Source organism: Streptomyces pactum, assembly GCF_002005225.1.
GTDB lineage: Bacteria > Actinomycetota > Actinomycetes > Streptomycetales > Streptomycetaceae > Streptomyces > Streptomyces pactum_A.
The window spans coordinates 2,696,552-2,722,826 of record NZ_CP019724.1 but is presented as its reverse complement, the minus strand read 5'-3'; the positions used below and the strand labels follow the sequence as shown (position 1 = coordinate 2,722,826).

Annotated in this window: 20 protein-coding genes; 16 read left to right on the top strand and 4 right to left on the bottom strand. The window is 71.8% G+C overall.

All coding sequences use genetic code 11. The features are described from left to right. Positions 1 to 24: 24 nt before the first annotated feature. The 4 genes from B1H29_RS11105 (at position 25) to B1H29_RS11090 (ending at position 4,451) form a co-directional block, all read left to right on the top strand. A complete protein-coding gene (locus tag B1H29_RS11105) occupies positions 25 to 663 on the top strand; it encodes a hypothetical protein (protein WP_055421824.1) in 639 nt (212 codons plus the stop codon). 221 nt (positions 664 to 884) lie between these two features. After that, on the top strand, positions 885 to 1,070 hold the full coding sequence (locus B1H29_RS11100) for a hypothetical protein (RefSeq protein ID WP_055421823.1): 186 nt from the start codon (positions 885 to 887) through the stop codon (positions 1,068 to 1,070). 74 nt (positions 1,071 to 1,144) lie between these two features. Further along, the gene (locus B1H29_RS11095) at positions 1,145 to 4,231 is read left to right on the top strand and encodes a helix-turn-helix transcriptional regulator (protein WP_055421942.1); all 3,087 of its coding nucleotides are present in this window, start codon (positions 1,145 to 1,147) and stop codon (positions 4,229 to 4,231) included. Positions 4,232 to 4,268: 37 nt separating this feature from the next. Beyond that, positions 4,269 to 4,451, top strand: a complete 183-nt coding sequence (locus B1H29_RS11090) for a DUF6191 domain-containing protein (RefSeq protein ID WP_055421822.1) — start codon at positions 4,269 to 4,271, stop codon at positions 4,449 to 4,451. 36 nt (positions 4,452 to 4,487) lie between these two features. Here B1H29_RS11090 and B1H29_RS11085 read toward each other — a convergent pair whose 3' ends face one another. Together B1H29_RS11085 and B1H29_RS11080 are read right to left on the bottom strand one after the other, a co-directional pair. Beyond that, complete coding sequence (locus tag B1H29_RS11085) at positions 4,488 to 5,690, bottom strand: PQQ-dependent sugar dehydrogenase (RefSeq protein ID WP_055421821.1); 1,203 nt, start codon at positions 5,688 to 5,690, stop codon at positions 4,488 to 4,490. Positions 5,691 to 5,781: 91 nt separating this feature from the next. Then, the gene (locus B1H29_RS11080) at positions 5,782 to 6,780 is read right to left on the bottom strand and encodes an aldo/keto reductase (RefSeq protein ID WP_055421820.1); all 999 of its coding nucleotides are present in this window, start codon (positions 6,778 to 6,780) and stop codon (positions 5,782 to 5,784) included. Between the two features lie 76 nt (positions 6,781 to 6,856). Here B1H29_RS11080 and B1H29_RS11075 point away from each other — a divergent pair, with 76 nt between their 5' ends. The 6 genes from B1H29_RS11075 to serA all read left to right on the top strand — a co-directional run bounded on the left by B1H29_RS11075 (position 6,857) and on the right by serA (position 16,960). Then, on the top strand, positions 6,857 to 7,798 hold the full coding sequence (locus B1H29_RS11075) for a 2-hydroxyacid dehydrogenase (protein ID WP_079160153.1): 942 nt from the start codon (positions 6,857 to 6,859) through the stop codon (positions 7,796 to 7,798). A gap of 419 nt (positions 7,799 to 8,217) precedes the next feature. Continuing rightward, the gene (locus B1H29_RS11070; protein WP_055421818.1) at positions 8,218 to 11,337 is read left to right on the top strand and encodes a putative bifunctional diguanylate cyclase/phosphodiesterase; all 3,120 of its coding nucleotides are present in this window, start codon (positions 8,218 to 8,220) and stop codon (positions 11,335 to 11,337) included. 256 nt (positions 11,338 to 11,593) lie between these two features. Then, positions 11,594 to 13,441, top strand: coding sequence for an acetolactate synthase large subunit (locus B1H29_RS11060; protein WP_079160151.1), 1,848 nt, complete (start codon positions 11,594 to 11,596; stop codon positions 13,439 to 13,441). A gap of 21 nt (positions 13,442 to 13,462) precedes the next feature. After that, the gene (gene ilvN / locus B1H29_RS11055) at positions 13,463 to 13,987 is read left to right on the top strand and encodes an acetolactate synthase small subunit (RefSeq protein ID WP_055421816.1); all 525 of its coding nucleotides are present in this window, start codon (positions 13,463 to 13,465) and stop codon (positions 13,985 to 13,987) included. A gap of 117 nt (positions 13,988 to 14,104) precedes the next feature. Continuing rightward, entirely contained in the window at positions 14,105 to 15,103 is a 999-nt protein-coding gene (gene ilvC, locus B1H29_RS11050) for a ketol-acid reductoisomerase (protein ID WP_055421815.1), read from the top strand. 267 nt (positions 15,104 to 15,370) lie between these two features. Continuing rightward, positions 15,371 to 16,960: a phosphoglycerate dehydrogenase gene (gene serA / locus B1H29_RS11045; RefSeq protein ID WP_055421814.1), complete on the top strand. Its 1,590-nt coding sequence runs from the start codon at positions 15,371 to 15,373 to the stop codon at positions 16,958 to 16,960. A gap of 56 nt (positions 16,961 to 17,016) precedes the next feature. On the opposite strand, the gene B1H29_RS11040 is transcribed toward serA, so the two are convergent. Then, positions 17,017 to 18,564 carry an MFS transporter gene (locus B1H29_RS11040; RefSeq protein WP_055421813.1) on the bottom strand — a complete coding sequence of 516 codons (1,548 nt, stop codon included), beginning with the start codon at positions 18,562 to 18,564 and terminating at the stop codon, positions 17,017 to 17,019. A gap of 85 nt (positions 18,565 to 18,649) precedes the next feature. Between B1H29_RS11040 and B1H29_RS11035 the strand changes: the two genes are divergently transcribed. Continuing rightward, on the top strand, positions 18,650 to 19,240 hold the full coding sequence (locus tag B1H29_RS11035) for a TetR/AcrR family transcriptional regulator (RefSeq protein ID WP_055421812.1): 591 nt from the start codon (positions 18,650 to 18,652) through the stop codon (positions 19,238 to 19,240). Here the strand turns inward: B1H29_RS11035 and B1H29_RS11030 are convergent. After that, positions 19,212 to 20,426 (bottom strand): PucR family transcriptional regulator, encoded by a 1,215-nt coding sequence (locus B1H29_RS11030; protein ID WP_055421811.1) that lies wholly within the window; start codon positions 20,424 to 20,426, stop codon positions 19,212 to 19,214. The genes B1H29_RS11035 and B1H29_RS11030 overlap by 29 nt on opposite strands. A gap of 164 nt (positions 20,427 to 20,590) precedes the next feature. On the opposite strand from B1H29_RS11030, the gene B1H29_RS11025 reads away from it, so the two are divergent. From B1H29_RS11025 to B1H29_RS11005, 5 genes are all read left to right on the top strand, one after another. After that, positions 20,591 to 21,517, top strand: a complete 927-nt coding sequence (locus tag B1H29_RS11025; RefSeq protein ID WP_055421810.1) for a proline dehydrogenase family protein — start codon at positions 20,591 to 20,593, stop codon at positions 21,515 to 21,517. A gap of 47 nt (positions 21,518 to 21,564) precedes the next feature. Then, on the top strand, positions 21,565 to 23,196 hold the full coding sequence (gene pruA, locus B1H29_RS11020) for an L-glutamate gamma-semialdehyde dehydrogenase (RefSeq protein ID WP_055421809.1): 1,632 nt from the start codon (positions 21,565 to 21,567) through the stop codon (positions 23,194 to 23,196). Between the two features lie 306 nt (positions 23,197 to 23,502). Further along, positions 23,503 to 23,634: a hypothetical protein gene (locus B1H29_RS39860; protein WP_007444772.1), complete on the top strand. Its 132-nt coding sequence runs from the start codon at positions 23,503 to 23,505 to the stop codon at positions 23,632 to 23,634. Positions 23,635 to 23,709: 75 nt separating this feature from the next. After that, a complete protein-coding gene (locus tag B1H29_RS11010) occupies positions 23,710 to 24,753 on the top strand; it encodes a 3-isopropylmalate dehydrogenase (RefSeq protein WP_055421808.1) in 1,044 nt (347 codons plus the stop codon). Positions 24,754 to 25,011: 258 nt separating this feature from the next. After that, positions 25,012 to 26,100, top strand: coding sequence for a branched-chain amino acid aminotransferase (locus B1H29_RS11005; protein WP_055421807.1), 1,089 nt, complete (start codon positions 25,012 to 25,014; stop codon positions 26,098 to 26,100). Positions 26,101 to 26,275 lie beyond the last annotated feature (175 nt).

Here is a 26,275-nt window from a genome sequence, read left to right as displayed (position 1 = left end):
GACAGCGTCCGTACGGTGCGAGACATGGGAACGAAGACAGTGGACGAGACCGGCGTGAAGACCGACGAGGACAAGACGGACCAGGCGGCCGTCGCCCCTGAGAAGGCAGGGAGCGAGACCGCCGGCACCGAGGCCCCGGCCGGCGACGACGCCGGGACGGACCACGTCTCGGCCGACGCCGACGCCGACGCCGTAGCCAAGGACGAGGCCGCGGCCGAGGACGAGGACGCCGGGGACGCCGCGACCGGTGCCGCCGCGGACGAGGGCCCCACCGGCGTCGGCCAGGGCGCGGGCGCCGTCGTCTCCGCGGGGCTCGGCATCGTGTCGCTGACCGGGAGCTGGGTCGGCACCGTGGCCTCCGCGCGCGAGTCGCTGATCGGCCAGTTGGAGACGTCCTCGTCCTCCGACGTCGGCATGCTGATCGAGAAGGGCTACGGCAACGCCTGGCACGCCACCGCGCTCTGGGGCGGCCTGTTCGCCCTGGTCGCGCTGATCGTCGGCGTCGTGGTGCTGGCCCGTCCCGCGTTCGGCGCGCCCGGCCGGTCGCAGGCCCCGTGGATCAAGTCGGTCGCCTGGGCGGGTGTCGCCCTCGGCGTCATCGGACTGCTCCTCGCCGTCCTGAAGTACACGGACATCCTGCTCGGGCTGCCGTCCACCGGCTGACCGGACCCGCTGAGGGGTCTTAGGGAATCGGCGCGCCCCGGCGCCCGCCCTAAGACCCCTCACGCACGTCTAAGGCCCCCCCGCCGGTGCCGAAGATGCGGAACTTACCCGATGTGGCGCACCCCCCCTGGGAGACGAAGGTTGAGGCATCGCGAGCAAGCAGCGAGCGAAGCCGAAACCGAGCCGGCACCGGCTCTCACGAGGGACCCGAGGGACACACCATGTTCGAGTACGAGATCCAGCAGACCCGCACCGCCGAACTGATCCGCCGCGCCGACGAGGAGCGGCTGGCCCGCGAGGCCGTCCGTGCCCGGCGCGCCGCCCGCCGCGAGGCGGCCAAGGGCACCGCCGAGGCCGAGAGCCATAGCTTCCGGTACCGGCGGCACCGGTTCACCCGGGCCGCGTGAACGGGGGACTCGGGGAGGACGGCCGCACGGCCGTCCTCCCCGAAACCGTTGTCGCACTGTCGGACCCGCGTGCGATGCTCGGGTCCGTGGAGACCAGGTCCGTCAGTCCCGTGTTCGTCGGCCGCGCCGGCGAACTGGACACGTTGCAGGACGCGCTCGCGCGCGCCGACACCGCCGAGCCGCAGGCGCTGCTGCTCGGCGGCGAGGCAGGGGTCGGCAAGACCCGCCTCGTCGAGGAGTTCGCCACCGCCGCACGCCGGCAGGACGCCGTCGTCGCGCTGGGCGGCTGCGTCGAGATCGGCGCCGACGGACTGCCCTTCGCGTCCTTCTCCACCGCGCTGCGCGCCCTGCGCCGCCAACTGCCCGGGGAGCTGGCCGCCGCAGCCGCCGGTCAGGAGGAGGAACTGGCCCGGCTGCTGCCCGAGCTGGGCGAGAGCACCCCGGGCGCCGGCGGCGGCCGGCACGACGAGGAGAGCATGGCCCGCCTCTTCGAACTCACCGCCCGCCTGCTGGAACGCGTCGCGGCCCGGCACACCGTCGTCCTGGTCCTGGAGGACCTGCACTGGGCCGACGCCTCCACCCGCCACCTGATCGCGTACCTCGTCCGCACCCTGCGCACCGGCCGCCTCGTCGTCCTGGCCACCTACCGCTCCGACGACATCCACCGCCGCCACCCGCTGCGCCCCCTGCTCGCCGAACTCGACCGGCTGCGCACCGTCCGCCGTCTCGAACTCGGCCGCTTCACCCGGGACGAGGTGGGCCGCCAGATCGCCGGCATCCTCGCGTACGAACCGGACCCGCTCCAGGTCGACGAGATCTTCGAACGCTCCGACGGCAACGCCTTCTTCGTCGAGGAACTCGCCGTCGCCGCCGCCGAGGGCTGCTGCGCCGGCCTCACCGACTCCCTGCGCGACCTCCTCCTGGTCCGCGTCGAGGCCATGTCCGAGAGCGCCCAGCGGGTCGCCCGGATCGTCGCCGAGGGCGGCTCCACCGTCGAGTACCGGCTGCTCGCCGCCGTCGCCCGGCTCGCCGAGGACGACCTCATCGAGGCACTGCGGGCCGCCGTGAACGCCAACATCCTGCTCCCCGCGCCCGACGGCGACGGCTACCGCTTCCGGCACTCCCTGGTCCGCGAGGCCGTCGGCGACGACCTGCTCCCCGGCGAGCGTTCCCGCCTCAACCGCCGCTTCGCCGAAGCCCTCGACGCCGATCCGACGCTGGTGCCCGCCGCCGAGCGCGTGATGCGCCTGGCCAGCTACTGGTACCACGCCCACGACCCCGCCAGGGCCCTGCCCGCCGTGCTGGACGCGTCCGTGGAGGCCCGCCGCCGCCACGCCTACTCCGAGCAGCTCCGGCTGCTGGAGCGAGCGATGGAGCTGTGGGACTCCGCCCCCGACGACGTACGCGCCACCCTGCGCCCCGTCGACTACACCGAGGTCTATCCCCCCTGCGGCTGCGACCCCGCCACCAAGCCCCTGCGCTACCTGGACCTGATGGCCGAGGCCGCCGTCGCCGGACGGCTGTGCGGGGAGCGCGAGCGGGCCATGAAGATCACCAAGAGGGCGCTGCGCCTGCTGGAGGACGAGCAGGAAGCGGGCGCCGGGGCGAACGCGGGCGGCCGGGACCCGCAGCGCGCCGCCTGGTTCTGGACGCAGCGCTCGCTCCTGGTCCAGGCACAGGGCCGCGGCGACGGCTGGCGGGAGCTCGGCATCGCCCAGGAACTGGTCCGCGGCCTGCCACCCTCCGAGGTGCACGCCGAGGTACTCGCCATGGCCGCCAACTGGTCGATGCTCCACAACCCCGGCCCCGGCGCCGTGACCGCGGCCGAGCGGGCCGTCGAGTACGCGCGCATGGTCGGCGCCGACGACATCGAGCTCAACGCCCGGCTCACCCTGGGCGGTCTGATGGTCGACGCGGGGCACATCGACGCGGGCCTCGCGGAGATGTACCAGGTGCGGGACCTCGTGGTGGCGCAGGGGCGGGCCGCCGTGGTGGCCCGCAGCCACGTCAACCTGCCCTCCGTCCTGGAGGGCATCGGCCGTTCCGAGGAGGCGCTCGGCATCCTGCGCGAGGGCGTCGACCTCACGAGGCGGATGGGCCTGCTGGAGTCCGAGGCCTATGTGTGGGGCAATCTCTCCGAGTCGTTCATCTCCCTGGGGCGCTGGGAGGAGGCGCTCGAGGCCGCGGAGCTGTCCGGGGCCCCGGGCCGCAGCGCCGCACCACGCGCCGGCGCGGCCCTCAAGCGGGCCACCGTCGCGCTGGCCCGCGGCGAGACGGCCGAGGCCACCCGGCAGCTCGCCGCGGCCCGCGCCGCCTACGGCACGCACGACTCGATGCCCCAGTACCGTCTGCCGCTGGCCGCCCTCACCCTGGGTCTCGCCGCCGCCGAGGGCCGCCTCCTCGACGCCCGCGCCGAACTCGGCCGGGCCCTGGACGCCGGCTTCCCGCCCGGCACCCAGCGCTTCGGCTGGCCCCTGCTGCAGCTCGCCGCCGAGACCGAGGCCGACGCCCGCGGTCTGCCGGTCGCCGAGGAGGGCCGCGCCGAAGCCCTCGATCGCCTCGCCGAGGCCGCCAAGTCCCTCACCACGGGCGCCCCGGTCTGGCTCGCCCACGAGAAGTGGGTCCGCGCCGAACTCCACCGCGCCGAGGGCCGCGACACCCCGGGGATCTGGTGGGAGGCGGTCACCGCCTTCGAGTGCCTGGAGCGGCCCTACGAACTCGCCCGCGTCCGGCACCGGCTGGCCGGCGCCCTCCTGGAGACCGGCGGCGAGGACGAGCGCGCCCGCGCCACGGAGCTGCTCCGCCTGGCCCGCACCGTCGCAGACCACCTCGGCGCCCGCCCGCTGGCCGACGCGGTCGGCCTGCTCGCCCAGCGCGCCCGCCTCACCCGCGGCCGCGCCGCCGGGTCCGCGGCCCCCGCCGACCCGGCCGAGGCCCTCGGCCTCACCAGCCGGGAGCGCGACGTCCTGCACCTGGTCTCCGAGGGCCGCACCAACCGCCAGATAGCGGAGGCACTCTTCATCTCCCCGAAGACGGCCAGCGTCCACGTCTCCAACATCCTCGCCAAGCTCGGCGTCGCAGGCCGGGGCGAGGCGGCGGCGGTGGCCCACCGGCTGGCGCTGTTCCCGGCCGGGCGGCTCACGTCCCGTTCCGCGGAGTGAGGCTTACGCTGTAAAGACGCCGACCGACGGAGGCTCCGTGTTCAACGCATTCGAGGAACTGTTCTCCCCCGGCCGCAAACACACCCGCGACGAGCAGAACCGCCTGGAACTGACCCGCGAGGACGTCGGCGACGGCGACCCCGGCCACGGCCCGATAGACCTCACCTCGGGCAAGGTGGTCGTCCACCTGCCGCGCCCCGCGGAGGCGGCGGAGGAGTGACGGGCCCGGTCACGCCGCCTCCGGCACGCCGGCCGGCTAGGTCACCTTCAGCTCCAGGATCCGGTCGTCGCCCTCCTTCGCGTCGCCCCGGCCGTCCGTGTTGCTGGTCATGAGCCAGAGCTTGTCGCCGCCCGCCGGGACCACCGTGCGCAGCCGGCCGTACTCGCCCTCCAGGAACGCCTGGGGGTCGGCCGCGGTCTTGGTGCCCTCCAGCGGGACGCGCCACAGCCGCTCGCCGCCCAGGCCCGCCATCCACACGGAGCCCACGGCGTGGGCGATGCCGCTGGGGGAGGCCTCGTCGGTGCTCCACTGGGCGAGGGGGTCGTGGAACCGCGAGCCGCCGGACTCGCCCTCCGCCTGGGGCCAGCCGTAGTTGTCGCCCGGCTTGATCGCGTTCAGCTCGTCCCAGGTCTTCTGCCCGAACTCCGAGGCGAACAGCCGCTGCTTGTCGTCCCAGGCCAGCCCCTGCACGTTCCGGTGGCCGTACGAGTACACCACGGAGTCGGGGAAGGGGTTGCCGGGCGCCGGGTCGCCGTCCGGCGTCATCCGCAGGATCTTCCCGCCGAGGGACTCCTTGTCCTGGGACAGCCCCGTGTCACCGCTCTCACCCGTGCCCGCGTAGAGCATCTTGTCGGGGCCGAAGGCGATCCGGCCGCCGTTGTGGACGACGCCCTTGGGGATGCCCCGCAAGACCGTGTCCGGCGCGCCCAACTGCTCACCGGACGACTTCTTCTCGTCGTACAGCATGCGCACGACGCGGTTGTCCGAGGCCGAGGTGAAGTACGCGTAGATCATGTGGTCCGAGGCGTAGTCGGGGGAGAGCGCGATGCCCAGGAGGCCGCCCTCGCCGGCCGGCGAGACCCCGGGCACCTCGCCCAGTTCCGTCTTCTCGCCCGTCTTCTCGTCGACCCGGGTGACCGTGGCCTCGTCACGGGAGGAGACCAGCAGGTCACCGCCCGGCAGCGGGGCCAGACCCCAGGGACTCCTCAGCCCCGTGGTGACCGTCCGGACCACCTCCACGGAGCCCTTCGCGGGCGGTGCCTCCTCGGCGGCCGGCCCCGGGGGCGACGACTGCGCCGCCGTACGGCCCGGGGGGGTGCTGCCGTCCGCGCCCGACGGTTCCCCGTCGTCGGAGGAGCAGCCGGCCGTCAGCAGCAGGGCGGCGGTGGCCAACACGGCCGACACGGCTCGTCGTTGCACGATCATGGTCCCTTCGACGCGGCGGGTTCTCCCTGTCATACACCGCACGCGCCTCCCAAGTTCCCGATCGACGGACTCCGAACCCGGCAACCCGGGAGCACGGGGCCCCGCCCCCGGAGAGGCGCGCGCCTCACTCCCACGATCCCTGCGCCGCCGGCAGCCCCCGCACCTCCGCCAGATCCCGCTCGGTCAGCCGCAACCGCGCCGCCCCCGCGTTCTCGGCCACCCAGCGCTCCCGCTTGGTGCCCGGCACCGGCACCACGTGCCGTCCCTGCGCCAGTACCCAGGCCAGCGCCACCTGCGCCGGCGTGACCGAGTCGCCGTGCCGGGCCGCGATCCGGCGCAGGCCGGCCACGATCGGCTGGTTGGCCGCCATCATCTCGGCGGTGAAGCGGGGGTGCCGGGCGCGCAGGTCCTCCGGTTCGAAGCCCTGCCCGGGCGTCAGCGTGCCGGTCAGGAAGCCGTTGCCGAGCGGCATCGCGGCGAGGAAACCGACGCCGCGCGTCACGCACCACGGCAGCAGCGTCCGCAGCGCCTCGGGCGACCACACCGACAGTTCCGCCTCGACCGCGCTCACCGGGAAGACCTGCTGCACCCGCTCCAGTTGCCGGATCGTGGCGTCGTGCAGCCGGGCCCCCGGCCGCCGGGCCGACCGCGCGCCGACCGCGCAGAGCCCCAGGGCCCGCACCTTCCCGGCGCGGACCAGCTCGGCCATCGCGCCCCAGGTCTCCTCGACGGGTATCTCGGGGTCGGCGCGGTGCAGTTGGTAGAGGTCGATGACGTCCGTCTGCAGCCGGCGCAGGGAGGCGTCGCAGGCACGTTTCACATAGCCGGGGCGGCCGTTGGCCACGATGTGCTGATCGCCCACCAGCAGACCGACCTTGGTCGACACGAAGGCGTCCGGCCGCCGCTCCTTCAACACCCGTCCCAGCAGCAGCTCGTTGGTGAACGGGCCGTACATGTCCGCGGTGTCCAGCAGGGAGACACCCAGGTCGAGGGCGCGGTGCACCGCCCTGACCGACTCCTCGCCCCGCTGCCGCGACGCGCTGTACGCCCAGTTCATCGGCATGCACCCCAGTCCGACGGCCCCCACCGCGAGTGCCGTCGCGCCGATCGTCCTGCGCTCCACCTGGTCGTGACCCTCCCTCGTCAGGCCACCCAACCTAACCTCTGCCCCTCCGCGCCCCTGACATAGCCTCCTGACCATGACTCCTGACGTGTGGCTGCCCATCCCGCCGGACGAGATCGAGGGCCTCCCCGAAGGCCCCGCGTACCGCTTCTGGAACGGTGAGGAGGAGTTCCCCGCCGACCCCGCCGACTGCGCGTTCTACGTGGTCCCCTACATGAAGCCCAGCGGCATCGGCGTACGCCCGCTGCCGGACATGCGCTCCGTCCAGGTCGTCCAGACCCTCTCCGCGGGCATCGACCACGTGGAGCCCGGGCTGAGGCACCTGGCCGCGGGCGTCCGGCTGTGCAACGCGCGCGGCGTGCACGAGGCCAGCACCGCGGAGCTCACCCTGGCCCTGATCCTGGCGTCGCTGCGCGGCATCCCCGACTTCGTCCGCGCGCAGGACCGGGGTGAGTGGCTCGGCGGGTTCCGGCCGGCGCTCGCCGATCGGAAGGTGCTCGTCGTCGGGTACGGATCGATCGGCGCCGCGATCGAGGACCGGCTCGTGCCGTTCGAGGTCGCGCCGGTGGTGCGCGTCGCGCGCTCCGCCCGCACCACGGCGCGCGGCCCGGTGCACCCGCTCACCGAACTCCCCGCCCTGCTCCCGGAGGCGGACGTCGTCGTCGTCTCCACGCCGCTCACCGAGGCCACCCGCGGCCTGGTCGACGCGGACTTCCTGACCCGGATGAAGGACGGCGCCCTGCTCGTCAACGTCGCGCGCGGCCCCGTCGTCGACACGAAGGCGTTGCTCGCCGAACTGGAGAGCGGGCGCCTCACCGCCGCCCTCGACGTGACCGACCCCGAACCGCTGCCGCCGGGCCACCCCCTGTGGCAGGCTCCGGGCGTACTCGTCAGCCCCCACGCCGGCGGGCCGACCTCCGCCTTCCTGCCGCGCGCCGAGCGGCTGGTGGTGGACCAGTTGAGCCGGTTCGTGAACCGGGAGCCGTTGCGCAACGTGATCCTGACGACGGGCGCGTAATCCGTTTCAGGCACCCTCCGCAACTCCCCGGATGCGGTGGGTACCCGCATATCCGCTGGTCGTCACGGAGCGTAGAGAACCTATGTCCCTGAGTGACGAGACTGGTGTATCGTCCGACAGGGGATGCGCCGCGCACCGTTCGGCGCCGGGGATGGAGATCTCAGACTGTGAGGGGGGCGACGGGCGATGTACGGCCTATGGACGAACGACCCGACGCGGCGGAGCCGCCGCCGGCGACCCTGGCGGACGACCACGACCACGACCATGACCACGCGCGGAGGAGGTCGGTACGGCCGGCACGGGGGCCGTCACGGTCCCTGCGGCCCTCCCCAGCGCCGGCCGAGCGGCCGCGGGAAGCAGTCCCAGCCGGCGCACCGGGGCCCGCGGGACACGGGAGCGGCGCGGACCGGGAGGTCCCGGTGAGCCCGCCGCCCGCGCCCATCCTGGACGGAGCGGTCCGGACCAAGCCCTCCCCCGGACCGCTGCTGCCCCGCCCGTCGGCCGCCGCCGGCGGACCGGCCCTCGTACGCCAGCTCGTGCTGGCCCTGGTCTGTGGGGGATACGCCGTCGGTTCCGCGTTCGGCTGGGGTTCGGAGCACCTCGCCAAGATCATGGGTGACTTCGGGCTCAGCGCCGCCGCGGCCGCCGCCGCCGTCTCCTGCTTCGTCTACGCCCGCGGGCGCCGCGTCCGCTTCCGACCCGCCTGGCTGCTGTTCGCCCTCTCCTCGGCGATGGCGGCCCTGGGCAATCTGGTCTGGGGGTGGTACGAGGTCGTCCTGCGTCAGCCCGTGCCCAGCCCCAGCTACGCGGACCTGTTCTTCCTGTGCTTCGCGCCGCCCGCCATCGTGGGGCTGCTGGTGCTGGCCAAGCGGCCTGTGACGAAGGCCGGCTGGATCTGTCTGGGCCTGGACGCCTGGCTGATCGGCGGTTCGCTGCTGACCCTGGCGTGGAGCCTGGCGCTCGCCCAGGCGGCCAAGGCCGAGGGCGGTTCCAGCGTGGCGCACTCCGCGCTCTCGGTGGCCTACCCGCTGCTCGACATCGCCCTCGTCAGCATGGTGCTCGCCCTGCACTTCCGGCGGTCGCCCGTGTGCAGATCCGCGGTCAACACGGCCATCGGCGCGCTCGCCCTCACGGTGCTCTGCGACGCCCTGTTCACCTCGCCGCTGCTGCACAACAGCTACCGCTCCGGCCAGTTGCTCGACGCGGGCTGGTTCGCCGGTTCGATGCTGCTCGCCTACGCGCCCTGGGCGGCGTCCCGGCACGGGCGGCCGTCGGCGGAGGACGTGCCCGGCGGGCACACGCGCGTGGTGCGCGAACACGTGCCCGGACAGCGCGGCACCGGTCACCAGACCACGCCCCCACCGGTGCCCGGGCCGGGGGGCGAGCGCGGCCGCTACCCGGGCTCCCGGCCCATCGCCGGGTCACTGGCCGCGCTCACGCCGTACCTCGCCGCCGCGGTCTGCACCCTGGGCATCCTCTACAACGTCCTCAACGGGCGCAGCGTCGACCGCGTGGTGCTGCTGACCGGCGGCACCGTGGTGCTCGCGCTCGTCGTGCGCCAGGGCATCATGCTGCTCGACAACATCACCCTCACCCAGGAACTGGCCCAGAAGGAGAACCACTTCCGCTCCCTGGTGCAGGGCTCCAGCGACGTCATCATGATCGCCGCGCCCAACGGCATCCTCCGGTATGTCTCCCCGGCCGCCGCCGGGGTCTACGGGAGCCCCGCCGAGGAGCTCGTCGGCAGTGAACTGGCCGGTCTCATCCACCCGGAGGACCTCGGCTGCGTGGTGCACGAGGTGCGCCGCTTCCTCGCCGCGAGCCCGGTCGAGGAGCCCACCACGCGCATCGAGTGCCGTTTCCGTTCCGGGGAGGGCGGCTGGCTCAACGTCGAGTCCACCGTCAACCGCCACCACGGGGGCCTGATCTTCAACAGCCGGGACGTGACCGAAAGAGTGCGCCTCCAGGCGCAGCTCCAGCACAACGCCGAACACGATCCGCTGACCGACCTGCCCAACCGCGCCCTGTTCACCCGGCGCGTGCAGCAGGCCCTGTCCGGCCGCCGTGCCTCCGACCGCGGCGCCGCCCTGCGGGGCACGGCGGTGCTCTTCATCGACCTCGACGGCTTCAAGGCGGTCAACGACACCATCGGGCACCAGGCCGGCGACGAGCTGCTCGTGCAGGCCGCCCGCAGACTCCACGAGGCCGTCCGCAAGGGGGACACCGCCTCCCGGCTGGGCGGCGACGAGTTCGCGGCCCTGATCGTCGGGGACGGCGCCCGGGACCGGACGGCCCGCGAGGGACACATCCTGGAACTCGCCGACCGTCTCAGGATGACGCTCTCGCAGCCCTACCTCATCGACGGCAACGATGTCCGTGTCAACGCCTCCATCGGAGTCGCCTTCGCCGAACCCGGCCTCGGCGCGGGCGAGCTGCTGCGCAACGCCGACCTCGCGATGTACCGCGCCAAGGCGGGCGGCAAGGGACGCGTCGAGTTGTACCGGCCGCAGATGCAGCAGGACGTCGTACGCAAGGCCGAGCTGGCCACGCGGCTGCGGGCCGCCCTGCACGACGGCGAGTTCGCGCTGCTGCACCAGCCGGTGGTCTCGCTGGCGGACGGCCGGATCGCGTCCGTCTGCGCCCAGGCGCGCTGGCGCTCCTCGCAGGGGGTGCTGTTCACCCCCGCCGATTTCCCGCGCGGGACCGAGGACGGCGACAAGACCGCCGAGCTGGACCGCTGGGTGCTCCAGGAGGCCGTCGAGCAGGCCGCCGAACGCGCGGCGGCCGGGCTGCCGGTGTCCGTGGCCATACGCATCGGCGCCCGCCGGCTGCTGGACCGCTCGATGCCGCTCGGGTCGGTGGAGGCCCTGCTGACCCGGCACGGACTGCCCCCCGGCTCACTTGTGATCGAACTGTCGGACATCGACCCACGGGTCGGCCTGGACGAGCTGGACCGCCGGCTGAACGCCCTGCGACGGGTGGGCGTCCGCATCGCCCTCGACGGCTTCGGCAGCGGCTACGCGGCGATCACCGCGCTGCGGCGCCTCCCCGTGGACGTCCTCAAGCTCGACCGCGGCCTGATCGAGGGCGTCGTGGAGTCGGCGCGGCTGCACAAGATCACCAGCGGTCTGCTGCGCATCGCCACGGACCTCGGGCTGCAGTCGGTGGCCGACGGCGTGGACGTGCCCGAGCAGATCGTCGCCCTGCGCGCGATGGGCTGTACGCACGGGCAGGGCATGGCGTTCTCCGGGCCGCTGGACGAGTACCGGCTGCGCAGAGCGCTCAAAACCGGCCACTACCCGGTGCCGCACGGACCGGCCGAACCGGCTTTCGCGGGCGGCGGCGCGGGGGTGTACTCCACGGGCGTCGGCACCGGCGGCGGCCCTGGAACCGGTGGCGGAGTCGGGACGGGGATCGGTGCGGGCGGCGGCGTCGGTGCCGGCCAGGTCGTCGGCGGTGTCGGCGCCGGACTGCCGGCCGTCCTCGGTGGTGGCACGGCCCTCCGCTCACATGGTGAGACTCCCGTCCCACCCACTTGACAGTGGGTGCGTGCCGGGGGGAGGGTCAGTGCCATGCGCACCCGAATTCTCGTACTTGGACAGCGCGTCGGCTGAGCTGGTGACGTCCGGACCGACCCGGACTCCCAGCGACCCACACCCGACGCGCTCCCCTCGCTTGCCTGATGGCACGAGGGGTTTTTTGTTGCACCAGCACCGCTGAGCAACAGGAACACGCCGCTCGAAACCCCGCAAAACCCCCAGCATCAAAACCCTCAGCATCGAGAAGAGAATGCCGATGACCGAGCAGGCCACCGGGGCCCATCACCCACAGCCGCGGCCCCGATCCGGAGGACAGCCCGCCCCCGAGCACGTCACGGGTGCGCAGTCCCTCATCCGCTCTCTCGAGGAGGTCGGCGCCGACACGGTATTCGGCATCCCCGGCGGTACGATCCTTCCGGCGTACGACCCGCTGATGGACTCCACCAGGGTGCGCCACGTCCTGGTCCGCCACGAGCAGGGCGCCGGACACGCGGCCACCGGCTACGCCCAGGCCACCGGCAAGGTCGGCGTCTGCATGGCGACCTCCGGTCCCGGCGCCACCAACCTGGTCACCCCGATCGCCGACGCGCACATGGACTCCGTGCCGCTGGTCGCGATCACCGGCCAGGTGGTGTCCTCCGCGATCGGCACGGACGCCTTCCAGGAGGCGGACATCGTCGGCATCAGCATGCCGGTCACCAAGCACAGTTTCCTGGTCACCAAGGCCGAGGACATCCCCCGGGTGATCGCGCAGGCGTTCCACATCGCCTCCACCGGCCGCCCCGGCCCGGTCCTGGTCGACATCCCCAAGGACATCCTCCAGAAGAAGACCACCTTCTCCTGGCCGCCGGTCATGGACCTGCCCGGCTACCGCCCGGTCACCAAGCCGCACGCCAAGCAGATCCGCGAGGCGGCCAAGCTCATCACCGCCGCGAAGCGCCCCGTGCTCTACGTCGGCGGCGGCGTCCTCAAGGCGCGGGCCACCGCCGAGCTGAAGGTCCTCGCCGAACTCACCGGAGTGCCCGTCACCACCACCCTGATGGCGCTCGGCGCATTCCCCGACAGCCACCCGCTGCACGTGGGAATGCCGGGCATGCACGGTGCGGTCACCGCCGTCACCGCGCTGCAGAAGGCCGACCTGATCGTCGCCCTCGGAGCCCGCTTCGACGACCGCGTCACCGGCAAGCTGGACAGCTTCGCCCCGTTCGCCAAGATCGTCCACGCCGACATCGACCCGGCGGAGATCGGCAAGAACCGCGCCGCCGACGTGCCGATCGTCGGCGACGCCCGCGAGGTCATCGCCGACCTCGTGCAGGCCGTCCAGAAGGAGCACAGCGAGGGCAACAAGGGCGACTACACGGCCTGGTGGAAGGACCTCAGCCGCTGGCGCGACACCTACCCCCTGGGCTACGACCAGCCCGAGGACGGTTCGCTCTCCCCGCAGCAGGTCATCGAGCGCATCGGGCAGCTCGCGCCCGAGGGCACGATCTTCGCGGCCGGCGTCGGCCAGCACCAGATGTGGGCCGCGCACTTCGTCCGGTACGAGCAGCCCGCCACCTGGCTGAACTCCGGCGGCGCCGGGACCATGGGCTACGCCGTCCCGGCCGCCATGGGAGCCAAGGCCGGCGCGCCCGGGCAGACCGTCTGGGCGATCGACGGCGACGGCTGCTTCCAGATGACCAACCAGGAACTCACCACCTGCGCCCTGAACAACATCCCGATCAAGGTCGCCATCATCAACAACGGCGCCCTCGGGATGGTCCGCCAGTGGCAGACCCTGTTCTACAACCAGCGGTACTCCAACACCGTGCTGCACAGCGGCCCGGAGGCCGACGGCAAGCAGCCGAGCGCCGGCACCCGCGTCCCCGACTTCGTGAAGCTGTCGGAGGCCATGGGCTGCTACGCCATCCGCTGTGAGGACCCCGCCGACCTCGACAAGGTCATCGAGGAGGCGAACTCGATCAACGACCGTCCCGTCGTCGTCGACTTCATCGTCCACGAGGACGCGATGGTCTGGCCGATGGTCGCCGCCGGCACCTCCAACGACGAGATCATGGCTGCCCGGGACGTCCGCCCCGACTTCGGCGACAACGAAGACGACTGAGCGAGAGAGACCGAAGAGATCATGTCCAAGCACACGCTCTCCGTCCTGGTGGAGAACACCCCCGGCATCCTCGCCCGGATCGCCGCCCTGTTCTCCCGCCGCGGGTTCAACATCGACTCGCTCGCCGTCGGCGTCACCGAACACCCCGACATCTCCCGCATCACCATCGTGGTGAGCGTCGAGGAGTTCCCGCTGGAGCAGGTCACCAAGCAGCTCAACAAGCTGGTCAACGTGCTCAAGATCGTCGAGCTGGAGCCCACCCAGGCGGTCCAGCGCGAACTCGTTCTGGTGAAGGTGCGCTCCGACAACGAGACGCGCTCCCAGATCGTCGAGATCGTCCAGCTCTTCCGCGCCAAGACCGTCGACGTCTCCCCGGAGGCCGTCACCATCGAGGCCACCGGCAGCAGCGACAAGCTGTCCGCCATGCTCAAGATGCTGGAACCGTACGGCATCAAGGAACTCGTCCAGTCCGGCACGATCGCCATCGGCCGCGGCGCCCGTTCGATCACGGACCGCTCGCTGCGCGCACTCGACCGGTCCGCATAACGACGGAAACGGGCGGCAGGCGAACGGCCGGCCGCCCGCATTCCGAGACCCCGAGACTTCCCCTCCCCTCACCGGCATACGGTGGGACGCAACACCTGCACTCAAGGAGAGAACCCAGTGGCCGAGCTGTTCTACGACGCCGACGCCGACCTGTCCATCATCCAGGGCCGCAAGGTCGCGGTCATCGGTTACGGCAGCCAGGGCCACGCCCACGCCCTGTCGCTGCGCGACTCCGGCGTCGACGTGCGCGTCGGTCTGCACGAGGGCTCCAAGTCCAAGGCCAAGGCCGAGGAGCAGGGCCTGCGCGTGGTGAGCCCGGCCGAGGCCGCCGCCGAGGCCGACGTCATCATGATCCTCGTCCCGGACCCGATCCAGGCCCAGGTCTACGAGGAGCACATCAAGGACAACCTGAAGGACGGCGACGCGCTGTTCTTCGGTCACGGCCTGAACATCCGCTACGGCTTCATCAAGCCCCCGGCCGGCGTGGACGTCTGCATGGTCGCCCCGAAGGGCCCGGGCCACCTGGTGCGCCGCCAGTACGAGGAGGGCCGCGGCGTTCCCTGCATCGCCGCCGTCGAGCAGGACGCCACGGGCAACGGCTTCGCGCTGGCCCTGTCGTACGCGAAGGGCATCGGCGGCACCCGCGCCGGCGTCATCAAGACGACGTTCACCGAGGAGACCGAGACCGACCTGTTCGGTGAGCAGGCCGTCCTCTGCGGTGGTACGGCCGCGCTGGTCAAGGCGGGCTTCGAGACGCTGACCGAGGCCGGTTACCAGCCGGAGATCGCCTACTTCGAGTGCCTGCACGAGCTGAAGCTGATCGTGGACCTCATGTACGAGGGCGGCCTGGAGAAGATGCGCTGGTCGATCTCCGAGACCGCCGAGTGGGGCGACTACGTCACCGGCCCGCGGATCATCACCGACGCCACCAAGGCCGAGATGAAAAAGGTCCTCGCCGAGATCCAGGACGGCACGTTCGCCAGGAACTGGATGGACGAGTACCACGGCGGTCTGAAGAAGTACAACGAGTACAAGCAGCAGGACTCCGAGCACCTGCTGGAGACCACCGGCAAGGAGCTGCGCAAGCTCATGAGCTGGGTCGACGAGGAGGCGTAAGCCGCCCGCCCGAAGGGGCCGGAGCATCCCGCTCCGGCCCCTTCGGCGAACCCCGGGTGACGTCGGTGTCACGGCGTTGTCCAACCTGTCCGGCCACGGACGGGTGATCCTTCCGCCAAGGCGCAGGACGACTCCCGCCACGCCACTAGACTGCTGCACAACATACGCGTCAGGCCCACAGCGTCGTGCGTCTTCCACGCGGCCACCAACCCTCCACCGCCTGCGGCCGTCGGGACGGCCGTCCGCATTGGACTTGTGAGGACTCACGTGAGCTCGAAACCCGTCGTACTCATCGCCGAAGAGCTGTCGCCCGCGACCGTGGACGCGCTTGGCCCCGACTTCGAGATCCGCCAGTGCAACGGCGCGGACCGCGCCGAACTGCTTCCCGCCATCGCAGACGTGGACGCGATCCTGGTCCGCTCCGCGACCAAGGTCGACGCCGAGGCCGTCGCCGCCGCGAAGAAGCTCAAGGTCGTCGCCCGCGCGGGTGTCGGCCTGGACAACGTGGACGTCTCCGCCGCCACCAAGGCCGGCGTCATGGTGGTCAACGCCCCGACCTCCAACATCGTGACCGCCGCCGAGCTGGCCTGCGGCCTGATCGTCGCCACCGCGCGCAACATCCCGCAGGCCAACGCCGCGCTCAAGAACGGCGAGTGGAAGCGCAGCAAGTACACCGGGGTCGAGCTGGCCGAGAAGACCCTCGGTGTGGTGGGCCTGGGCCGCATCGGCGCCCTCGTCGCGCAGCGCATGTCGGCCTTCGGCATGAAGGTCGTCGCCTACGACCCCTACGTGCAGCCCGCCCGCGCCGCGCAGATGGGCGTCAAGGTGCTGTCGCTGGACGAGCTGCTCGAGGTCTCCGACTTCATCACCGTCCACCTGCCCAAGACCCCCGAGACCCTCGGCCTGATCGGCGACGAGGCGCTGCGCAAGGTCAAGCCGAGCGTCCGCATCGTCAACGCCGCGCGCGGCGGCATCGTCGACGAGGAGGCGCTGTACTCGGCGCTCAAGGAGGGCCGCGTCGCCGGCGCCGGCCTGGACGTGTACGCCAAGGAGCCGTGCACGGACTCGCCGCTGTTCGAGTTCGACCAGGTGGTCTGCACCCCGCACCTCGGCGCCTCCACCGACGAGGCCCAGGAGAAGGCCGGCATCGCCGTCGCCAAGTCGGTCCGCCTCGCCCTCGCCGGTGAGCTGGTCCCCGACGCGGTGAACGTCCAGGGCGGCGTCATCGCCGAGGACGTCAAGCCCGGTCTGCCGCTCGCCGAGCGCCTCGGCCGCATCTTCACCGCGCTCGCCGGCGAGGTCGCCGTCCGCCTCGACGTCGAGGTCTACGGCGAGATCACCCAGCACGACGTGAAGGTGCTGGAGCTCTCCGCCCTCAAGGGCGTCTTCGAGGACGTCGTCGACGAGACGGTGTCGTACGTCAACGCCCCGCTGTTCGCCCAGGAGCGCGGCGTCGAGGTCCGGCTGACCACCAGCTCGGAGTCCCCGGAGCACCGCAACGTCGTCACCGTGCGCGGCACCCTCTCGGACGGCGAGGAGGTGTCGGTCTCCGGCACGCTGGCCGGCCCGAAGCACCTCCAGAAGATCGTCGCCGTCGGCGAGTACGACGTCGACCTGGCTCTCGCCGACCACATGGTCGTCCTGCGCTACGAGGACCGTCCCGGCGTCGTCGGCACGGTCGGCCGCGTCATCGGCGAGGCCGGCGTCAACATCGCCGGGATGCAGGTGGCCCGCGCGACGGTCGGCGGTGAGGCGCTGGCCGTGCTGACCGTCGACGACACGGTGCCCCCCGCGGTGCTGGCGGAGGTCGCGGCGGAGATCGGTGCGACGTCGGCCCGGTCGGTGAACCTGGTCTGACGTGCCCCGGGGGCTCTTCGCCCCCGGGACCCCGTTCGCCTCGAACGGGCTCGTCCTCAAACGCCGGACAGGCTGACCCGGTCAGCCTGTCCGGCGTTCTCCGTGGGCGCCTCCGGACGCATTCTGATGTGCCGCAGGCCCACCGCCGCCAGTCCCGCCGCCCCGGTGAGCAGCAGTGCCCCGGCGATCGCGGCGCCCTGCATGCCGTCCGTGAACGCCTCCCGCGCCGCCGTCGCCAGGGCGTCCCCCGCGCGCCCCGGCAGTTCGGCGGCGACGGCCAGCGCGCCGCCCAGGGTTTCCTGGGCCGGGGCGGGAGCGTCCGACGGCATGCCGCGGCGGTAGAGGGCCGTACCGATGGAGCCGAGGGCGGCCATGCCCAGGGCGCCGCCGAACTCGGTGCCGGTCTCCAGCAGGGAAGAGGCCGCGCCCGCCTTCTCGACCGGCGCCGAGCTGAGGGCCAGGTCGGTGAGCAGGGACATCGCGATGACGACGCCGGCGGCCAGGACACCGCACGCGGCCAGCACCAGCCACAGCGAGTCCGTGCCGGCCAGGGCGAGCAGGCCGTAGCCGGCCGCCGAGATGAGGAAGCCGCCCGTCACCACGTACGCGCGCTCGGCGCCCCGCTGGACCAGATGGGCGGCGACCGGTGCCGCGGCGCCGATGAGCACCGACGGCAGCAGGCTCCACAGGGCCGCCTCCAGCGAACTCTTGCCCAGGACCGACTGGAGGTACTGGGTGGTGAAGTACGCCGAGCCCATCACCCCGAAGGCCGACACGGTGTTGAGCGCGAGTGCCGGGGTGAAGCCGTGCCCGCGGAAGAGGGCCGGCGAGATCATCGGCGAGGCCGACGTGCGCTGGCGCTGCACGAACAGTGCCGCGAACAGCAGACCGACGGTGATTGACATGACGTACCGGACGTTCCAGCCCTCGGCGGCCAGTTCCTTCAGCCCGTAGATCACCGGCAGGACCGCCGCCATCGACAGCGGGACGCTCAGCAGGTCGAAGCGGCCGGGGGACGGGTTCTTCGACTCGGGGAGCAGTACCGGGCCGAGGGCCAGCAGCAGGACCATCGCGGGCAGGTTGACCAGGAAGACCGAGCCCCACCAGAAGTGCTCGACGAGAACGCCGCTCATCACCGAGCCGAGTGCGATCCCGGCCGTCATCACCCCGGACCACAGCCCGATCGCCTTCGCCCGCTGGGCGGGGTCGGTGAACATCGTGCGGACCAGCGCCATCGTGGTCGGCATCAGCGTCGCGCCGCCGATGCCGAGGACCGCGCGGGCCGCGATCAGGGTCTCGGCGGTGTGCGCGTAGGCCGCGAGCAGTGAGGCGGCGCCGAAGGCCACCGCGCCGATGAGGAGCAGTCTGCGGCGGCCGATGCGGTCGCCCAGCGAGCCCATCGTCATCAGCAGGCCGGCCAGTACGAAACCGTAGACGTCGAAGATCCACAACTGCTGGGTGCCGCTCGGCTCCAGGTCCGCGCTGATCTCCGGGACCGCGAAGTAGAGGACGGAGACGTCCATCGACACCAGCAGGAGCGGAAGCATCAGCACAGTCAGCGCGGTCCACTCGCGACGGCCGGCGCGGGGCGGGTTCGTTGTCATGTCCGGTGACTGTACGTACGTATTACACGGCTGTCTAGTACGCATGTATAGGACGAGTGTATGGATCGAAGGGTAGAGTGGTCCGATGGGACACCGTGAGGATCTGCTGGAAGGCGCCAAGCGCTGCCTGTTGGAGAAAGGCTTCGCGCGCACGACCGCGCGGGACGTCGTCAAGGAGTCGGGGACCAACCTGGCGTCCATCGGCTACCACTACGGCTCGAAGGACGCGTTGCTCGCGCAGGCCTACGTCTCGCTGGTCGAGGGCATGGGCGACGCCTTCGAGGGGGACCGGGCCGCGCTGGACGAGACCGCACCCGGCTCGACCGAACGGTTCCAGGTGGTCTGGACCAACATCATCCAGACCATGCGGGAGCCGGGGTCGATCTGGCACCTCAGTATGGAGATCCTGGTCATGGGCGACCGGATGCCCGAGGTGCGCGACCATCTGGCGCGGGCCCAGCGGGAGGCCGGGCGCGGCCTCGTCCCCTCGCTCATCGGCGGGCGGGAGGAGGACGTCTCCGACGAGACGGCGGACACCCTCGGGGCGTTCTACGTCACCCTGATGACGGGTCTCATCGCGCAGTGGACCTTCGATCCCAAGTCCGCCCCCGAGGCGGCCCAGCTCACCGAGGGCCTGCGCCGGGTGATCAAGGCCGCTGCAGGCGGTACGCCTTGAGCGCCATGTGGAGCAGCAGCCGGTCCTCGCCGTCGTCCAGGTCCAGGCCCGTGAGCTGTTCGACGCGGGAGAGACGGTAGTACAGCGTCTGGCGGTGGATGCCCAGCTCGGCCGCCGTGCGGCCGGCCTGGCCCGCGCGGTCGAGGTAGACCTCGGCGGTGCGGGCCAGTTCGCGGTGGGCGGGGGAGAGCAGTACCCGTACGACGGGGTCGTGGGCGGACTGCGGGGACAGTGCGGTCAGCAGGCGGAACGGCCCGATGGACGTCCACTCGGCGACCGGGCCGAACCGGGTCTCGGCGCGCGCCGCCCGGGCGGCCGCCGACGCCTCCCACCAGGCCGTCCCCAGTTCCGCCAGTCCGGTGCGCGGCGCGGAGATCCCGGCCGCTGTGGCGCCCGCGGCCCCGCTCGCGCCCCGCGTCCGCTCCAGCAGCCGGCCCGCCGCCGACGTCGCCGGGGTCAGCACGTCCACCGAGCGCAGCCGGACCAGCAGCGCCAGCGACTGGCCGGCCGCGCCCCACGGCACCGTGCACAGCGCGGTCGCCCCCGGCACCGTGCGGACCGAGGGCGCGTCGTCGGGGTCGGTCGACGGCCAGGGGGCCACGCAGACCGCCGCGTGCGGGGTGTCGGCGCGGGCGCCGAGGGCGGTGCGCAGTTCCGCCACCGCCATGTCCCGCTGCCAGTCTCGTTCGGCGGTCAGTACCGCCCGCAGCTCCCGGCTCAGGTCCGCGCCGTGCTGTGCCTCGTCCGCGAGCAGGGCGCCGATCCGGGCGGTGACCTCCATGGCCGCCGTCAGTTGGCGCTCGGACGGACCGGGGTCGGTGTCCAGGAGCCACACATAGCCGAGGACGACGCCCCGATGGCGTACCGGCAGACAGGTGCGCCCCCGGTACACGCCCGCCTCCGGGGTCGGCGGAATGCGGACCGGGCCCCTCGCGCGGGTGATGCCGAAGCCCTCGAACCAGGCCCGGACGGCCGCGGTGGAGCGCCGGGTCAGGATCGAGCGGGTGCGCACCGGGTCGAGGGCGGACGGATCGAGGTCGCCCTCGCTGTCGTAGGCGCCGAAGGCGATCAGCTCGAAGTCGCGGTTCTCCAGGGTCGCGGGTGCGCCCAACAACTCGGAGATCTCGTCGACCAGCTCCTGGTAGTCATCCTGGGAATCCGACATCACCCGGGCATTCTGCCGCATTTGTGCGCGCCCTTCATACATCTGTCTGAGATCCGCGGCACGGATGCGTGACAGGTGTCGATGGCCGACGATCGGGAGGATCCTTAGATTTCACGGTGGTTCTCCGTGCCGTCCCCCGTTCGTCGGGCAACGGCCTCGTGTTGGTTGGTAAGTGGAGGTGCCCCGTGCTGGGTCCCGTGATTCTCGCCGCGTCGCGCAGCGACCGGATGCGTCGTCTGGTCTCGGCCGCTCCGGTGACCAAGCCGGTCGTCGACCGGTTCATCCCCGGCGAGACGGTCGACCAGGTCGTGCCGATCATCCGGGACCTCACCGACCAGGGGCTGGAGCTGACGATGGACGTCGTCGGCGAGGACATCACGAACCCCGCGCAGGCCGAGGCCGCCCGCGACGCCTACCTGGAACTGGTCGACCGGCTCAAGCCGCTCGACCTCGGCGCCCGCGCCGAGATGTCGGTCAAGCTGTCCATGTTCGGCCAGGCACTGGACGGCGGCCACGAGCTGGCCCTGAAGAACGTCCGCCCGGTCGTCGAGGCCGCCGCCGGGATCGGCACCACGGTCACCCTCGACGCCGAGGACCACACCACCCTCGACTCGATGTTCGCCATCCACGAGGAGCTGCGGAAGGACTTCCCGCAGACCGGCTGTGTCATCCAGGCCTACCTCTTCCGTACCGAGGCCGACGCGCGCCGGCTCGCCGACAGCGGCAGTCGCGTACGGTTGGTGAAGGGCGCCTACAAGGAGCCCGCCGAGGTCGCGTACCAGCAGCGCCACGAGATCGACAAGGCGTACGTGCGCATCCTGCGGACGCTGATGGAGGGTGAGGGTTACCCGATGATCGGGTCCCACGACCCGCGTCTGATCTCCATCGCGCAGGAGCTGGCCCGTACCGCCGGGCGAAAGCTCGACGAGTACGAGTTCCAGATGCTGTACGGCATCCGCGGCGACGAGCACCTGCGGCTGGCCGCCGAGGGCCACCGCATGCGCGTCTACACCGCCTACGGCACCGACTGGTACGGCTACTTCATGCGCCGTCTGGCGGAGAAGCCGGCCAACCTCCGGTTCTTCGCCCGCTCGATGGTCACCAAGGGCTGAGCCCGCACCCGCTCGCAAGACCGCTCAGTTAAGGAGTAACGGAACTCATGGACGCTGTGACCCAGGTCCCCACCCCCGTCAACGAGCCGGTGCACGGCTACGCCCCCGGTTCTCCGGAGCGCGCTCGCCTGGAGGAGAAGCTCCGGCACCTCGCCGACAACCCCGTTGATCTGCCCTGCACCATCGGCGGCGTCAAGCGGATGGGTGGCGGCGAGCGCTTCGACGTGGTGCAGCCGCACAACCACAAGTCCCGCCTGGGCACCTACGCCAACGCCACGCAGGCGGACGCCCAGGACGCGATCGACGCCGCCCTGGCCGCCGCCCCCGCGTGGCGCGCGATGTCCTTCGACGACCGCGCGGCGATCATCCTGCGCGCCGCCGAGCTGCTCTCCGGTCCGTGGCGCGAGACCATCGCCGCCTCCACCATGCTCGGCCAGTCCAAGACGGCCCAGCAGGCCGAGATCGACAGCCCCTGCGAGCTGATCGACTTCTGGCGCTTCAACGTCCACTACGCCCGCAACATCCTGGCCGAGCAGCCCCCGGCCAACTCCCAGGGTGTGTGGAACCGCATGGACCACCGCCCGCTGGAGGGCTTCGTCTACGCGATCACGCCGTTCAACTTCAGCGCGATCGCGGCCAACCTGCCCACCGCCCCGGCCCTCATGGGCAACGTGGTGGTCTGGAAGCCGTCCCCGACGCAGACCCACGCCGCCGTGCTGCTCATGGAGCTGCTGGAGGAGGCCGGGCTGCCCAAGGGCGTCATCAACCTGGTCACCGGCGACGGCATCGCGGTCTCCGAGGTCGCCCTGGAGCACCGCGACCTCGCGGGCATCCACTTCACCGGCTCGACCAAGACCTTCCAGCACCTGTGGAAGACGGTCGGCAACAACATCGAGAAGTACCGCACCTATCCGCGCCTGGTCGGCGAGACCGGTGGCAAGGACTTCCTGGTCGCCCACCCGTCGGCGGACCGCGCCGTGCTCAAGACCGCCCTGACCCGCGGTGCCTTCGAGTACCAGGGCCAGAAGTGCAGCGCCACCTCCCGCGCGTACATCCCGGCGTCCATCTGGAACGACGGCTTCAAGGAGGAGTTCGCGGCCGAGGTCGACTACCTCACGATGGGTGACGTCACCGACCTGTCGAACTTCATGGGCGCCGTCATCGACGAGCGGTCCTTCGCCAAGAACAAGGCCGCCATCGACCGCGCCAAGGCGGACGACACCTGCACGATCGTCGCGGGCGGCTCCTACGACGACTCGGTCGGGTACTTCGTGCGCCCGACGGTCGTCGAGTGCTCCGATCCGGAGAACGAGGTGTTCCGCACCGAGTACTTCGGCCCGTTCCTCGCCGTCCACGTCTACGAGGACGACAAGTACGACGAGATGCTGACCCAGATGGAGTCGGTGTCCGACTACGCCCTCACCGGCTCGGTCATCTCGGGCGACCGCGCCGCCGCGGCGTACACGATGGAGAAGCTGCGCTACGCGGCCGGCAACTTCTACATCAACGACAAGTCGACCGGCGCCGTGGTCGGCCAGCAGCCCTTCGGCGGCGGCCGTGCCTCCGGCACCAACGACAAGGCCGGCGCCCCGCAGAACCTGATGCGCTGGACCCTGACCCGCGCCATCAAGGAGACGCTGGTCGCGCCGACCGACTACGCGTACCCGCACATGGGCTGACGCCCACCCGACGCCGGACGGGCCAGGTCTCCCCCCGACCTGGCCCGTCCGGCGTTTTCGCAGGTCAAGGCGGAGTGACCGACGGCACTGTCTCAGATAGTAGGAAGTCCGAGTAATTGTGGAGACAGACGCTCCACGCTCCCTTAGCTTTGTAGGAGCCGAACGTCCCGCTCGATCGAGCGAATGGCGGTCGTGAGCCGGGCCCCGCGCAGGCAACCCCTGCGGCTCCGCGCTCCCCGCCCCTTCCGGCGTCTCCCCGTACCACTCGCTTTCCGCGCTCTTCGCGTGCCGAAGGAGTCGATTCCCATGGCCGAGACGACCGTCCGCCGCCGAGTCCGCCACCTCTCCCGCACCAGTGACTCCGACCGCAAGAACGCCGCGGCCGCCCTCCAGCGCGCCCTCGACCGCCGGGACAACGGCGGCGCCACCGGCCACTGAGCCGGAGGTGACAGGCCGGCGTCCGCATGTCGGACGCCGCATGTCATCCCGTGGGACGAGGGGTAGGGTGCCGGCATGTCTCGCAGCCTCAATCTCGCAGTGATTCCCGGTGACGGCATCGGCCAGGAGGTCGTGGCCGAAGGTCTCAAGGTCCTCTCCGCCGTCCTTCCGCAGGATGTGAAGCTGGAGACCAAGGAGTTCGACTTCGGCGCCCGGCGCTACCACGCCACCGGTGAGACCCTCACCGACGCCGACCTCGACGCCCTCAAGGGCCACGACGCCATCCTGCTCGGCGCGATCGGCGACCCGTCGGTGCCGTCCGGCGTCCTGGAGCGCGGCTTCCTGCTCAAGCTCCGCTTCGCCTTCGACCACCACGTCAACCTGCGGCCGTCCAAGCTGCTGCCGGGTGTCGCCACCCCGCTCGCCGGGCAGCCGGAGATCGACTTCGTCGTCGTCCGCGAGGGCACCGAGGGCCCGTACACCGGCAACGGCGGCACCATCCGCAAGGGCACCGAGCACGAGGTCGCCACCGAGGTCTCCGTCAACACGGCCTTCGGTGTCGAGCGCGTCGTCCGCGACGCCTTCGCCCGCGCGCAGGCCCGCCCGCGCAAGCGACTGGCGCTGATCCACAAGAACAACGTGCTGACCTTCGCGGGGCACCTGTGGACGAACGTGTTCAACAAGGTGGCCGCCGAGTACCCCGAGGTCACCACCGAGTACATGCACGTCGACGCGGCGACGATCTACCTCGTCACCCAGCCCGAGCGCTTCGACGTGATCGTCACCGACAACCTCTTCGGCGACATCATCACCGACCTCGCCGCGGCCGTCTCCGGCGGCATCGGCGTCGCCGCCAGCGGGAACATCAACCCGTCCGGCGAGTTCCCCTCGATGTTCGAGCCGGTCCACGGCTCCGCGCCCGACATCGCCGGCCAGGGCAAGGCCGACCCCACCGCCACGGTCCTGTCCGTCGCCCTGCTGCTGCGCCACCTCGGCCACGACGCCGAGGCGACCCGCATCGAGGACGCGGTCTCCGCCGACCTCGGCGAGCGCGCGGACAAGCCCGCCCGCTCCACCTCCGAGATCGGCGACGCACTCGCCGTACGAGTAGCCGGCTGACCCGGCGCACTCGAAATCCAACCTTTCGAAGCCGCCGGGTCCGAGAAACAAGGCACCCGGCGGCTTTCTCCTGCGTCCGCAAGGTGCGACCATCGAACCCTGGGCCGCATTCACCCCGCTTCATCCGTCACGGGCCGCGCGCGATAATCGAAACGCGAAGCCGCGAGATGAGGGAATGCTCGGACGTCCTAGCACCGGCCACCGGCCGTACGGGCGTGACCGCGGCCCGTCACGACAACCGGTGAAGGACATCAACCCATGACGACGCCCACGATCGAGCTCAAGCCCTCCGCCAACCCGCTCTCCGACGCAGAGCGGCAGGCGATCCTGGCCAACCCCGGGTTCGGCCGCCACTTCACCGACCACATGGTGACGGTCAAGTGGACCGAGGGCCGCGGCTGGCACGACGGTCAGCTCGTTCCGTACGCCCCGCTCTCCCTCGACCCGGCCACCATGGTCCTGCACTACGCGCAGGAGATCTTCGAGGGACTCAAGGCCTACCGCCGCCCCGACGGGTCCGTCGCCACCTTCCGCCCGGAGAAGAACGCGCGGCGCTTCCAGGCGTCCTCGCGCCGGCTCGGCATGCCGGAGCTGCCGGTGGAGACGTTCATCGAGGCATGCGACGCGCTGGTGCGGCAGGACCAGAACTGGGTCCCGGCGCACGGTGGTGAGGAATCCCTCTACCTGCGCCCCTTCATGATCGCGACCGAGGTCGGCCTGGGCGTGAAGCCGGCCAACGAGTACCTCTTCATCGTCATCGCCTCCCCGGCCGGCGCCTATTTCCCGGGCGGCGTCAAGCCGGTCTCCATCTGGGTCTCCGAGGACCACGTCCGCGCCGTCCCCGGCGGCATGGGCGACGCCAAGACGGGCGGCAACTACGCCGCCTCCCTGCTCGCCCAGGCCGAGGCCGCCGCCAAGGGCTGCGACCAGGTCTGCTACCTCGACGCGGTCGAGCACCAGTGGGTCGAGGAACTCGGCGGCATGAACCTGTACTTCGTGTACGGGGACAAGATCGTCACTCCGTCCCTCACCGGTTCCATCCTGGAGGGCGTCACCCGCGACTCCCTGCTCACCGTCGCCCGAGACCTCGGCTACGAGGCCGAGGAGGGCCGCGTCTCCGTCGAGCAGTGGCAGCGTGACGCGGAGAACGGCTCCCTCACCGAGGTCTTCGCCTGCGGGACCGCGGCCGTGATCACCCCGGTCGGCACGGTCAAGCGGGCGGGTGCCCAGTGGCAGCAGAGCGGGGGCGAGCCGGGCGAGGTGACGCGGCGGCTGCGGGCCGCGCTGCTGGACATCCAGCGGGGGACGGCCGAGGACAAGCACGGCTGGATGCACCGGCTGGTCTGAGGCGCCCCGCTCCGGGGCGGGCCTCGCCGGGGGGCTCTGCCCCCGAGCACGGACGGCTTACGTCCTGGGGCACCGCCCTGCCTCGGGGGCGGGCCCTCGCCGGGGGCTCCGCCCCCGGGCCCCGGCGGCCTACGCCCTGGCGCATCACCCCGCCTCGGGGCAGCCCTCGCGGGGC